Consider the following 13,315-nt stretch of genomic DNA (forward strand, 5'->3'; position numbering starts at 1 on the left):
GTTACCATAATTTTATTTTTTTAATATCCTAAATATATGACTTCTAACGGAAAAGCTACCGAAGGTTTAGTTCAACAAGGGCTTGGCGCAATAGCGGGTTAAGGCTAAAATTAAATTTCGGCTTTCTATTCCGCAAAAGCCAATTATATTGGCTTTTTTAATATATTGGCAAATAGATGTAGCTTTTGCTACGTTTCGGCTGAATTGAAACTCGTCGCTTCAATTCACTGTAACTTCGTAAAGCACTCAAACGTTATAGACAAGCATAACCGCAGACGAACAGACAGAGTAAAAAATGACTACAAAGCTTTATATAATAGGAAATGGATTTGACCTTCATCATTATTTGAAAACCAGCTATAATGATTTTGCTAATTATTTACGTAAAAATCATAACGATATTTATTCGATATTGGAAAGTTATGTTTCCTATCCAACTTCGGATAAAGACTTGTGGTCTAGATTTGAAGAGAATTTAGCCAATCTTGACGCAGAAGAAATTCTATCTGAACATTCAGACACTTTACCAAATTATGCAAGTGACGACTTTAGAGACAGAGATAGATATGTTTTCCCTGACATAATGGAAGAACACTTTCAGAAATTAACGAGTGGACTTTTCTCGGCATTTGAAGAATTTATTCAACAAGTTGAGTATCCCTACTATTCTTGGGAACACAAAATTGAAATTGACAAAGAAGCTACATTTTTAACTTTCAATTACACTAATACGCTTGAAAGGCTTTATTCAATAGATAAATTTAGAATCATTTATATTCATAACTCTGTCTTTTATAGTGCAGGCGAAATCATACTTGGACACGGAATTGACCCAGAGACTTTTGATGAGAAAAAACCAGAGCCACCTGACGACTTAGACTCTGAAGAACTAGAAGATTGGTATAATAGAAATGATAACTATGACTACTCCTATGACGAGGGAAAACAGAACTTAATGAGATATTTTAAAGCCACATATAAACCAACAAAAGAAATAATAAATCGATATTCTACCTTCTTTTCTAACCTAAAAACGGTTGAGAAAATCTTCGTTTATGGACATTCAATTTCTTCGGTTGACTTACCTTACTTTGAAGAAATAGTAAGAAATATAAGTGATGATGTTAAATGGACAGTTTCATATTACAACTCTGACGAACATAAGAGACACAAAGCAACACTTGCCAAACTTGGAATTACATCTGAAAATATTCGACTTATTCAACTTGAAGACATACAAGAGAATAATAAACAGTTGAAAATTGAATTTTAAACTGACAAAATGAAAAGAATGACAGCCTATAATAACTAAGCTTTCGTCTTGCCCACAGGGCTAGAGATGAAAGCCCGTTGAACCGAACCGTAGTAGCTTTATATATTATGGAGTTTTCGAAGTGTTGTTTTAAGATACACCAGCAGTAATTTTAGGATTACTGCTTTCAGCTCCACTCTCTAAAAGATTTGGTTATCTTTGGATTTTCGAAAAAAAAATGATTAACATTTTCTAATTGATTTTTTAATTCGTTTTTTTCATTAACTAGTAGTTCACACTCCGATTTCTCAATATTGGCAGAATAACATTTTGAGGCGACAACTTGAAAAAAGTAATTGCAGAAAATAAACTTTTAACTTAAAGACGACAAGAATGCCAGTCTATAATACTATATTGATAAAATACACATTTTAGAGATATACTAAAAAAAATTCTTATCCCCCTAAAATCAATTATTAAACAGTATATTTGATATAGAATCAAACGATTCCAATCATAGTTTAAAACTTTCCGAATAAGGTGCTTACTACAATTCAAAAAAGTGAATATCCCTGTTTATAAAGCATACGGAACAAAAGAGGCTAACCCTCTTTCTCCGCGAAGAAAACCGATAACGAAAGCTATCGGTTTTCTTTGTGTCTATTTACCAACTTGGGGATCTGTAATCCCTTGTCGTTTTGAAATAAATCTTCAGGTTCTAGGACGAATGGCCATTCGTCCTTACGTTTATTTCCTATTTAGGTGAATTAAGAGCCATTTGGTTTCCCTCGGAGTCCAGAAAGATGGCAAAGTATCCAATACCATCTGCGTGTGCTGTTTTAGGCACTATTATTTGTCCGTTGTTTTTCTCTACTTGATCCAGTGCTATTTGTAAATCTTCCCCAGCGTTTAAGTACATAGTAACACCATTTGCTGATGGTTTATATCCTTCTGCCTGAATGATAATACCAGGAACCATTTGTCCATCATGAGGAAAAATCCCCATTTGCATTCCATCAATATCTATTTTTTCTATCTCGATGCCTAACAAGATTTGGTAAAAACGAATGGCTCTTGAAATATCAGTAGCAGGAATTTCGAATAAGGCTATGTAACTATTCATCTTTTTTTCTTTAAAAGTGATTAAAGTGTCTTTTATTTTGGCTTCAGCATCGGTGTTGTTCAAATTATGGCATGAAACAAAACAGATGAGAGCAACTAAGGAGTTAAAAAATATTCTTCTGACTATCATATGTTTTTAATTAATTTGATAGTGTAAAAGTACAAGTTAGCAGAAGATCAAAATAGTATAAATGCGACACTAGTTTATTTCTTTGTAGAAGAGTACAGAGAGCACCATATTTTCACTTCCCAAATACTCTTTTGGTGTTATACCTACGAGGTCTTTAAAATCTTTTATAAAGTGATTTTGATCGAAATATTCACTCTCATAAGCAATGTTTGTAAGTGTCTTTGATTTCTTGTTGAGCAATAAATGTAAAGTAGCTTGCAAGCGAATGGCTTTTCCTAACTGCTTTGGACTAATGCCAATTTGTTTTTTAAAATGTCTTTCAATTTGTCTTCTTTTTGAAAGGTTCTCTTGCACAAGAATGTATATGGGTGTCGTTCCATTTGCTTTGAGAAGAGCATCAACCGTTGATCTTACAATAGTATGGATGGTATTTGTCTCCTTTAGTTTTTTTAATAAGAAGGTTTCAATAACTTGAATTCTCTGCTCTGTATCAATAGCTTGAATCATTTGTTGTTCTAGTTCTGAGGCTTCAACTAATCCGAAAAGTTCAGAAATAGGAGTTTCTTTGTCAACCAAGTTTTCAAGCGGTGTTTTTACGAAATTTGCAAATCCAATGGGATAGAAGCAGATCGCAAAAGTATCAACATGTCCAGTAGGTAAAATATCAAATGATTTTGTTCTTTGTCCCATTACCATTGCATTAGGGTGAAATATAAAGTCTGTTTTAGAAACGTATCTTTTAATCTTGTCACCAAAATTGAACGCCATTTCGATGCATCCATCCGGTATAATTTTTTGTTTTTGATTCATTGGATCAAAAGGCACTTCTAAGGTCCAATAATATTTGACAATGGATGCTAAGTCTTTATGTGGTTTGTATGTATGGTAAATCATTTAATCAAGGGGTTAATAGTGTGACGCAAACTTTATTTGATTCAAAATACAAGATAAGAAGTATTGGTGAAAGTACTACTATAGCTATGGTTCGTAAAAATAGTTGATTTAGATACATTAAATTCTTATGAGAAAACACTTTGGATGTCTTATTTTAAAATTGATCTACTTATTTTAGAGCTACTCCTGTTGAAAAAGGTAGCGCAAAGGTAACAGCAAATTATGTTTTTGAGGCACTCGAAATTGAGATTCTCACTTTGAAAACGACTTGCTCTTGGAGCCGGCTGGAAAACTACTCCGAAGTCATGAGTTTTTTCTATTTAAACATAAAGATATTTTGTAAAAAACACATGTTTTTATAAAAAAACAGTCATAATTACATATAATTTGTGTTTTTGAAATTATACCATATATTTGACTTATGTTATTTTGTATTTATTTATAATAAATAAATGTTGAATATCTATTAAATAGAAAAATTAAGTTTAAACACTCTTAAAATGAGAGCGGAAGCTATTGCATCAAAAGATTTATTAGCAAAAATTCTGGTGGAACAGAAAATTCATGCCATAATGAAGCCGTTATTAGACATGTAGCTCACGTACAAGGTCAACCTAAACCAGGATATACTCCATTAGGAGAAGCTATACTAAGATGGATTTTTGATTAATAGTTAAAACACAAGAGAGATTGTTTTCTGATAAAATAATCTCTCTTTTATAAATAAGTATAAAAAATGATGCAAATAGGGGTACTAATTAAAACAGTAATACTTTTAATTATATTATTGGTATTACAAATATTACTTACATTAGCTTTTCATTTTCTTTACCCAGAATCAAACTTACAAATTCATGTTCAGATTGCTATAGATATAAGTATTCTGTTTGTTTTTATTCTGGGATTTTTTTCTTTTTATAAAGATAAAATAGAGATTAATAAGAAATCTCTTAAGCCTAACTTAATAATATTCTTTTTGTGTCTCATTATAATTTGGGTTTATGTAAGTCCAATATTTAAATACCCTTTTTTATCATACTCTTTAAATCTTGAGAAATTAAATATATGTATAGAAAAAATTATTGTCCCAAATAGAAATGGAATTTTAGAACTCTATCCTTTTGCGAGATTAATATTGATAACTCCAATATTAGAAGAGTTACTTTTTAGAAAAATAATACTAGTACAATTAAGAAATAAATATGGAATATATTTATCAGTAATTTTCACAAGTATATTATTCAGTATTAGTCATTTATATTTATATAATTTTTTAATATTTTTTATTGGCAGTGTTATTCTCTGTATTATTTTTTTAAAAAGTAATAATATCAAATATAGTATAGTATATCACATACTAATGAATTTAATCACTATTTTACTATGTTAATTAACTCGAAAGTCATTGACTGTATGTCTTAAAACTAATCTCCAGCTGTTCATATTCGTGTTTTTTGTAAATTTACAAATAATGGAACAGTTTTAGCGAAGTTTAGTTAGCAACAAGCTCATTTCAACATTGCGAAATAAACAACTGAAATAAAATGTATAAGTATCATTTTCGCCCTGAATTTGGATCAGAGAAACTTTTGATTGAAATCTTTAATGGTGTAGAAAAAGAAGAATTTCTTTCTGATTTCTTTAATGCAATTAAAATATTAAAGCCCAAAGTTGTAGACCTTGAGGATTTATGGATGAATGATGAAATTTTAATACATATAAATTCCGAAATGGGAGAATTCATTCTTTCATTGCAAATAAAGTGGTTCAACAAAAGCTTCATAAAAATTCTTATCTAGACGAATTTAACTGAATAACAAAAACGTCAGCCTAACATAAATAAGCTGACGTTTTTGTTGTATTCAAAGCAGCATTGAAAATCCCTTACTAAAACGAGTTTTTCAATTTTATACTTAATTAGTTTCTTTTTTACTTACTTTATTTATTCTCTCTTGAATATCTTTCCAATCATAATAATGAAATACTTTACCGTTACTCATCATTACCAGCATACCTTGATTAAAAATATTACTCACCCCTAAAGAAGTTACCTCTAAGCCATCACATTCAATTGCAGAAACAGGTATCTTAGCAATTAATCTGTGTTCATGAGGGTTTCCCTGTTCACCTTCCCTAGGATAAATTAAAATTGAATTATCTTGTTGATCTGAAACAATAATATACCCCGAATTAGCATCTTTTTTATAAATAGCTATTCCTTCATGATCTCTCTTAGCATCACCTTTAACAAAGAAAGCCAACTCTTCATTTCCTTTTTCTGGATCAGCATAATATTTGCGCAATCCTGCTGTTTCATCAGAGTAATAGACATAACCTAGCTCTTGGTCTACTGCAATAGCTTCTATTTCTTTTTTTCCGCTATAAACACCAAACTTTCTTTTTAACACCAAATTTATCTGACCTTCCTTATTCGCTTGCAGAGCATATTGCCATAAATACTCATTAGAAAGCCCACTTTTACGTCCTACAATAGCATAGATTTGCTTATTATCATCCTCTTTCTTCTCATATAAAGCGATTCCCATTGGTTCATTATACCCATCCTCTACTTCTCCTTCAAAAACTTTTAAACCACCTTGATCAATTGGCGTTAACTCTGGCAATTTAAAAATTCTTATTGCATTTGCATTTCTCTCTGTAACAACAGCAATATCAATCACCATATCTTTATAAAAAAAACCATAAGCAATATCAACATTATTTGGACGTGCCATATCAATAAACTTATGTACAACTTTACCTTGTAAGTCATATGCATATACTCCTCCTCCATCTTCTTTATCTGTTCCAATAATTAAGCTTTTAGATTGATCTATTGGATTAATCCAAATAGCAGGATCATCTGTATCAAAAACTGTTTGCTCTGTAACAATTGTTGGCTGAATAGCATCTGGGGCTATAGGAGCTAACTTATCTTTACAACTACTCAATAATCCTAAGACTGCTAAAGAGTATAAAAATCTATATTTCATTATTTCTACTTTTTTATTTGATGTGTAAATAAAACCTTTGCTTCTTTCTTATCTGCTTGAACTACCTGAACTATTAATTCATTATCTAAAATAGTGAAAGTCATAAAACCTGGTTCTGCAGCGGCAAAAATGGTATGCTCCATATCTCCAGAAGCTCGAACTTCACTCGCTGCACCAGAAAGAAATTGTGTGGTATAACGATGTTTAGGCTTGATAATTTGCAGGTCATGTTCATGTCCACATATATAAGCATCTACTTTATGTCTATCAAAAAAATCCGCAAACTTTAAAGCAAAACCTTGTGTATCTTTATTTTCTTTACGTTTTCCTCCACTGTACATTGGATGATGTCCTACTACAATCTTCCATTTTATAGTATCATCTTCTTTACCTAAAGTTTCTTCAAGCCATTTCATTTGTTGTTCGGTGTCTTGTTGTCGTAAATCACCGTATTTACTTCTCTTGTGATAACTTTCTATAAATGGATTTGTATCCATTATTACTAACAATACCTTCTCACCATTATCTAATTTAAACTCTTTACTATAATAACGGTCTGGCATATTCCAACGTCTACTAATATTAGTATAATCTATTTGTGCTTGAACATTACCTAAATAATCATGATTTCCCAAAGCTACATACCAATCAGTATATAAAGATGGATTAGTATATATACTCTCAAACGAAGATATCCAATGATAATCGCTTGTGCTAGCAACTCCATTTGGGTAAAAATTATCACCTACTGATACTACAAATTCACCATCTAATACTACCATTGCATTTCCCATTTCTCTAGCCACATCTTTCTGGTAATAATCCCCTACACGTCCAAAATCTCCCATGACAATAAAGTTAAAACTATTCTCTTTGTAAGTTAAACTTGGAATATTACTTCCTGTATACCCCGTACTTTTTTCATATTCAAAAGGAGTCTGTGCTTGTATTGTAGCGGTACAAACTGCTAATAATAAACTATATATTATTTTTTTCATGATAGATTGTATAATAAAACTAGGGCGAATATTCTTCGCCCTAATTTCTATAGATATTTATTTATTAGAAATCAAACTTAAGTCCTAAAGTAAATTTAGGTTGGTAATACTCCATTTGTTTTACTCTATGACTCACTCCTTGATAATATCTTAGGGGTTGATTAGTCAAGTTATTTGCTTCAGCAAACACACGTAAATATGAAGTTATTTTATACGAGGCATTTGCGTCCAAGAATAATTGTTTATCATAATAACTATCTTCAAAACTATTTCCTCCTAATGCATCTAAATAATCTGAAGAGTAATTTAATGATACACGGGCTGAGAAACGATCATTCTCCCAAGACAACGAACCATTAAACATATGCGGCGATGCACCAGGTAACTCCATGTTTTTTCTTATCTCTCCATCTTCATTAGCTATTCCCTTAGCTTCTGTATATGTATATGTATAATTCACATAGACTCCTAGACCTTTCCAAAATTTACCAGGTATAAAATCAAATTGTCTTTGAAAAGCCACCTCTACTCCAAACAAGTTTACTTGGTCCCCATTTCTTTGTTGCATAAACTTCCATGTGTCCTCTGATTGAATAGGATTAACTTGTCCGGGAAACAACTCGTTAAAATTCTCATGTGTAAAAGAATCAGATCTATAGTTATAGATAAAATCTTTTAAGTTCTTATAAAAAACACCAGCAGAAAACATTCCTACAGATTGAAAATATTTTTCTGCCATTAAATCAAAGTTATAAGCATAAGTTGCCTTTAAGTCTGGGTTACCTGCAGATACCATATTATCTTGAGATACCACATTAATATATGGAGCTAAGGCATAATAGTCAGGTCTAGCTAAAGCAGTCGTAAAGGCTGCTCTATAAATCCAATCTGAATCTGTCTGATATTTAAAAGTAACACTAGGCAATACATTAGTATAATTATTTGTATTACTAACCTCTCCTATTAAGTCGCTTTCATCTACAATATGATTACCTGTATAATCTATACTTGTATGTTCAATTCGAGCTCCCAATATCATAGATAATTTCTCATTGAAGTCTTGATCCCAACGAATATATCCTGCATATATATTTTCTTTAGCTTTATAGTTTAAAGCTAAATATTCTCCTGGCACTGCCTCCTTCTTAAATAAATTAGAATTGTGTAAATCTAATCCTCCTAAATATTGATTTGAAGCAAAATGTCCTGGAACATATTTACTACCTGGCTGAAAACCAGATCCATCATAATAACTACCAGGTACAGTAGCTAAATTGCCAATGGTATTCGTTCCTATTGGAGAGAACTCATAGAACATATTCTCTCTCTTTTTATCTTTTAGTCGAAGACGACCTCCGAATCTTAAACGTCCTTTTTGATTTTCAACAACAGAAAAAGGAACTCTAAAATTTAATTTAGCACCAAACTCGCTATCCTTTGTGAAATTATCATTTTCTGATAACTTTCTCAATGAAAAGTTATCTGGTTGATCTCCTAAGGCAGTTACTAGTGGATATTTTCCATTAGTTAAATCTTCTTGCATCGCGACTTTCTTATTTTGAAAATCTATATAACGTTCCCCTGGACGATCTTCTGATGCACGTGAATAATTAACAGACCAATCCATATCTAAATTACTAGACCATAAATGCGTTCCACTTAATGCATAATTCTGAATTCTTTGATCTTCTAAGCGAGTGTTTTTATTTCTATTATTATCAAGTCCTCCCTTTGTTTCTCTTCTTATATCGCCAGTAAACCCAGTGATACTGTTATCTTGATCATACTCTGGCTTAATACCTCTGTAACGCACACGATAACGATTCTCTCTGTCGTCTCTCCAGTTATACATTGCACTAGCATAGATAGTATGATTATCATTAATCTTATAATCAAAAGCTCCTGAGAAACTACGACGAACGCGTTGTACATCATACTTACGAATGTCATATTCGCTCATATAAATATTGTCATATTTATCCTCACTCCATACTCCCTCCACATTATCTGATCCAAAATTATTACTATTATAAGAACCACTTAAGATCATTCCGAATTTAGAATCTAAAAAGCGATTACCATACACAAAACTTCCTATATAATTTCCTTTGTCTCTTATAGGGTTAAGTCCACCTGCTAGAGTTGCCGAAATACGCTCACCATAAGGTGAAGCACGAGTAATCAAATCAACAGACCCTCCAATAGCATCAGCATCCATATCTGGAGTTAAGGTTTTGTTTACTTCTATAGAAGATATCATATCCGCAGGAATTAAGTCCATCTGAACATTTCTATTATCTCCTTCTGCTGAAGGAATTCGGTCTCCATTTAATGTAACAGAATTTAAACTAGGAGCTAAACCACGGATAACTATATTACGGGCTTCTCCTTGATCATTTTGCATTGTGATTCCTGGTACACGTTTTAGAGCATCACCAATATTAGAATCAGGGAAGCGCCCTACCTGGTCTGCTGAAATAACATTAGTAACATTAGCATTATTCATCTGTTGATTTAATGCTTTAGCTTGTCCTTTTAAACGTTCTCCTATTACTACAATACCTTCTAAGGTTTCTACATCTGTTGAAAGACTTAAATTAATTACTTTATTCTGTCCTGAACTCACTTCTACTTCTTGTTCTACTGAAGTATAGCCAATATAACTTACTGATAAGACATATTTCCCTTCTGGAATATTTAAAAATTCATAATACCCATTATTGTTACTTACCGTATATTGCTTGCCATTATCTAATAAAACAGCTGCACCTGGTAATGAACTCTTATCACCAGAGTCTATTACTCTTCCTGACACAATTCCTTTTTTAACACTATTATTTTGTCCTTGTATTGGTATTGCAAAACAAATTGCAAATAAGAAAAATAAGTACTTTAATTTCATAATAATAACATTGAATAGTTTTGCTAGCAAACTTAGTATCAACCTATCAAGTCAATGTTTAGTTAATATTATTAATAAACAAATTACTATATTTTAAAATAGATATAAAATAAACAAAAATAGAATCAATAAAGAATCATATATCTAAATAAATATACTTTAACTCAACAAATCCACACACAATTACTAAAATCACCAATAAAACCAACATTAACGCTTTATTAATTATCTATTCCAACGTTAATTTACTGAAAACAAAAAGCCCTCATAGAATATCTACAAGGGCTTTGTTTATATATAAAAACTTATCTCATTAATTACTTTTATTCTTAATAGACACACCTTCAAGGCTAAGATCATTCACTAAGGCATACGAGGTATATTTTCTGATAGGAACTATTTCCTTCTTACTTTCCACACCATTTGTTCCCATGATAGTTATAAACTGTTTTCCATCACTAGTTAAACTTATAGCAGAATAAGGTATTTCTATAACATCTTTATACACTAACGAAATCACCACTCTATTCTCTGCAATCCCCTCTCCATTTAGTTTTAAACCGTCCATCACTTGAGGTGATTTATCTAAAAAGAAAATATTTGTATCATTCTTAAGATTCACTTTGATAGGAATGTGTTGCCCTTCCTTAGTCTCGAATGAACTCACAAGAGTACTCTGTCCTGTCATACCTTGTTTCCATTGTACCATATCACTAGTAGGTATTTCAAAAAACACATCATAGCCCACTATAGTATATAAACTATGCTTATCATTCGCTGTCAGTATATCGCCTACTTTTACAGTGATATTCTTTACTACACCACTATATTCAGACTTAACAGCATATCTACTATACTTGGTATCTGATGCATTTATTTTATCACTTAGCTCAATTACATTCTTACGCAACTCTTCCACAACTTCACGTTGTTTAACAAAAGCGACACTGTCTCTTCTAGCTAATTTTTGTAATCTATTCTCTGCACGTTCTAAATCTTTCTTGAGCCCTTTGTATTCACTCTTTTCTTTATCTTTCTCTTTCTTAGAGACCTGTAGACTCCCCACCTCTACTTCATAGATTACCTGTCCTTCTGAGACTGCCTGTCCTTCTTTTATAAAAAGTGACACTACCTTCCCTTCTATAGACTCCTTGACAGGTGTGTTAAATTTCATTTTCACCTTAGCTGCATACTCCTTTGTATAGGTATGGTATTTACTATTCAACACTAACACCGTAGGAGCCACATTCTCTTTCACTACTTCAGTTTTCTCCTCTTCCTCTTCTAAGACTACTTCTTTTTCAGGTTGAATTACTTCCTCAGTAGCTGCAATCGTTGGAGATTCAGTCACCTCCTTTTCTCCACCTTTATCTTTATTTCCATAATAACCTACCCCTACTAAGAATACAATACTTAGAAGTGTCATTATAATCTGCTGAAGTTTTACATTTTTTTTATTCATAACCCACTCTTATCCTTACAAAGATAACTAACTGATGCAAAGGACTGAAAAAAAAACAATCCAAACATCTAAATTACAATAAAAAAAACCAATATTGTAAACAATATTGGTTTCATCCTCAATCAAAAATCTACTAGAGTATATTAATGTCCTCCCAAAGCTCTATACAAATCAACTAGCGACGCTAAATGATCTCTTTTTAACTCTGCAAAACTCAAACTACTCTGCAATGCTAAACTCTGTGCATTAATAACCTCTAAGTAAGATGCCTTATCCATCTCAAACATAAATTTAATGTTAGCTAAAGAAGTGTTTAGAATATTCACTCGCTTTTGCATCATCTCTTCTTTTTGAGATAGTTTATCGATTTTTACCAATGCATTATGTACATCCGTAAAACCAATTATAACTTTATTTTTAAATTCTATACCAGCTTTCTCTCGTTCTACAACAGCGATTTCATAAGCTGTTCTTAACTTCTTTTGATTAAATATAGGCTGTATTAAACCACCACCAAACATACCAAATAAAGAAGCTGGTGTCTTAAACCACTGTGAACTTTCAAATGCGTTCAATCCTCCTTGAGCAGATATTATTAAATTAGGATACATCTGCCCTTGAGCTGCTCCTACTTTTGCATTAGCTGCTTTTAAAGCATATTCTGCTACTTGTACATCTGGACGAGTACTTAAAAAATCCGCAGGTACTCCTGTATTTAAATCTGTTGAAAAATTTAAATCACTAATCGTAACAGAGCGAGATATAGCCTGCGGATAATTATTTAAAAGTAAATTCAATCCACTTTCTTGTAAGGCAATTTCTTGCTCTATCTGAGGTAATAATTCTTTTGATTCTAACCACTGTGCCTCTGCTTGTTGCATCGCTACAATAGTCTCGTTACCTACCTCGAACATCTTTTTAGTTAATAAGTATGTACTCTCACGAAGTGCAATACCTTCTATCGCTATTTCGAGCTGTTCGTCTAACATTAGTAAGTTGATATAACTAGTAGCTACCTCAGCTACTAATCTATTTTGGATAGCTCTCTTTACCTCTTCCGTCTGCATCATAGTTGCTAATGCAGCTTCCTTCTCTCTTCTAAGCTTCCCCCATATATCTAACTCCCATGATAAATCAAGGCTTGCTGTAAAATCATCATTAACACGTCCTGCCCCACTAGCTGCCAATTGGCTATTCTTAGAAGACTCTGTTCTACTACCTGCTACGTTCATAGTCAACTGTGGTAATAGTGCCATTTTTGACTGAGTGAATAACAACCTTGTTTGTTCGATATTTTTAACAGCAACTTGTAAATCAGCATTGCGCTCTAATGCAGATTCAATCAAACTCGTTAATTCAGTGTTCTTAAAGAATTCCGAATAACTCAACTTCGCTAGATTATTAGCTGTAGTATCAGAAGCAGTCTCTTGATAAAACTGCTCTGGTGTGTCTACAGTTGGTCTTTCATAATTCTTACCTACTTTACAAGCAGTTAATAATGTCGAACCAATCGCTATATATACTATTTTTCTCATTGTTTTCTTGTTTTGAACTACCATTAA

10 protein-coding genes are annotated in these 13,315 nt (G+C 32.0%); 3 read left to right on the top strand and 7 right to left on the bottom strand.

Annotated elements, in window-relative coordinates:
- Positions 1–295 precede the first annotated feature (295 nt).
- Positions 296–1,273: a bacteriophage abortive infection AbiH family protein gene (locus HX049_RS08610; RefSeq protein WP_006265040.1), complete on the top strand. Its 978-nt coding sequence runs from the start codon at positions 296–298 to the stop codon at positions 1,271–1,273.
- Between the two features lie 733 nt (positions 1,274–2,006).
- Here the strand turns inward: HX049_RS08610 and HX049_RS08615 are convergent.
- Together HX049_RS08615 and HX049_RS08620 are read right to left on the bottom strand one after the other, a co-directional pair.
- On the bottom strand, positions 2,007–2,375 hold the full coding sequence (locus HX049_RS08615) for a VOC family protein (RefSeq protein WP_286415440.1): 369 nt from the start codon (positions 2,373–2,375) through the stop codon (positions 2,007–2,009).
- 198 nt (positions 2,376–2,573) lie between these two features.
- A complete protein-coding gene (locus HX049_RS08620; RefSeq protein WP_286415442.1) occupies positions 2,574–3,398 on the bottom strand; it encodes an AraC family transcriptional regulator in 825 nt (274 codons plus the stop codon).
- Between the two features lie 739 nt (positions 3,399–4,137).
- Between HX049_RS08620 and HX049_RS08625 the strand changes: the two genes are divergently transcribed.
- A complete protein-coding gene (locus HX049_RS08625) occupies positions 4,138–4,788 on the top strand; it encodes a CPBP family intramembrane glutamic endopeptidase (RefSeq protein ID WP_286415508.1) in 651 nt (216 codons plus the stop codon).
- A 154-nt stretch (positions 4,789–4,942) separates the two neighbouring features.
- Complete coding sequence (locus HX049_RS08630; RefSeq protein WP_286415443.1) at positions 4,943–5,197, top strand: hypothetical protein; 255 nt, start codon at positions 4,943–4,945, stop codon at positions 5,195–5,197.
- 114 nt (positions 5,198–5,311) lie between these two features.
- Here the strand turns inward: HX049_RS08630 and HX049_RS08635 are convergent, their stop codons facing one another.
- The 5 genes from HX049_RS08635 to HX049_RS08655 all read right to left on the bottom strand — a co-directional run bounded on the left by HX049_RS08635 (position 5,312) and on the right by HX049_RS08655 (position 13,312).
- Complete coding sequence (locus HX049_RS08635) at positions 5,312–6,391, bottom strand: phytase (RefSeq protein ID WP_286415444.1); 1,080 nt, start codon at positions 6,389–6,391, stop codon at positions 5,312–5,314.
- A gap of 5 nt (positions 6,392–6,396) precedes the next feature.
- On the bottom strand, positions 6,397–7,389 hold the full coding sequence (locus HX049_RS08640) for a metallophosphoesterase (protein ID WP_286415446.1): 993 nt from the start codon (positions 7,387–7,389) through the stop codon (positions 6,397–6,399).
- A gap of 64 nt (positions 7,390–7,453) precedes the next feature.
- Positions 7,454–10,291 (bottom strand): TonB-dependent receptor, encoded by a 2,838-nt coding sequence (locus HX049_RS08645; protein ID WP_286415448.1) that lies wholly within the window; start codon positions 10,289–10,291, stop codon positions 7,454–7,456.
- Positions 10,292–10,604: 313 nt separating this feature from the next.
- Positions 10,605–11,753, bottom strand: coding sequence for a biotin/lipoyl-binding protein (locus HX049_RS08650; RefSeq protein ID WP_286415450.1), 1,149 nt, complete (start codon positions 11,751–11,753; stop codon positions 10,605–10,607).
- A gap of 143 nt (positions 11,754–11,896) precedes the next feature.
- Positions 11,897–13,312 (bottom strand): efflux transporter outer membrane subunit, encoded by a 1,416-nt coding sequence (locus HX049_RS08655; RefSeq protein WP_353653714.1) that lies wholly within the window; start codon positions 13,310–13,312, stop codon positions 11,897–11,899.
- Positions 13,313–13,315 lie beyond the last annotated feature (3 nt).

The sequence above is a fragment of the Myroides odoratimimus genome (genome assembly GCF_030326305.1).
Classification (GTDB): domain Bacteria; phylum Bacteroidota; class Bacteroidia; order Flavobacteriales; family Flavobacteriaceae; genus Flavobacterium; species Flavobacterium odoratimimum_A.

Bases quoted from the DNA above. Each gene is read 5' to 3' on its own strand.
- HX049_RS08610 (WP_006265040.1), top strand. From the start codon at position 296: ATGACTACAAAGCTTTATATAATAGGAAATGGATTTGACCTTCATCAT.
- HX049_RS08615 (WP_286415440.1), bottom strand. From the start codon at position 2,375: ATGAATAGTTACATAGCCTTATTCGAAATTCCTGCTACTGATATTTCA.
- HX049_RS08620 (WP_286415442.1), bottom strand. From the start codon at position 3,398: ATGATTTACCATACATACAAACCACATAAAGACTTAGCATCCATTGTC.
- HX049_RS08625 (WP_286415508.1), top strand. From the start codon at position 4,138: ATGCAAATAGGGGTACTAATTAAAACAGTAATACTTTTAATTATATTA.
- HX049_RS08630 (WP_286415443.1), top strand. From the start codon at position 4,943: ATGTATAAGTATCATTTTCGCCCTGAATTTGGATCAGAGAAACTTTTG.
- HX049_RS08635 (WP_286415444.1), bottom strand. From the start codon at position 6,391: ATGAAATATAGATTTTTATACTCTTTAGCAGTCTTAGGATTATTGAGT.
- HX049_RS08640 (WP_286415446.1), bottom strand. From the start codon at position 7,389: ATGAAAAAAATAATATATAGTTTATTATTAGCAGTTTGTACCGCTACA.
- HX049_RS08645 (WP_286415448.1), bottom strand. From the start codon at position 10,291: ATGAAATTAAAGTACTTATTTTTCTTATTTGCAATTTGTTTTGCAATA.
- HX049_RS08650 (WP_286415450.1), bottom strand. From the start codon at position 11,753: ATGAATAAAAAAAATGTAAAACTTCAGCAGATTATAATGACACTTCTA.
- HX049_RS08655 (WP_353653714.1), bottom strand. From the start codon at position 13,312: ATGGTAGTTCAAAACAAGAAAACAATGAGAAAAATAGTATATATAGCG.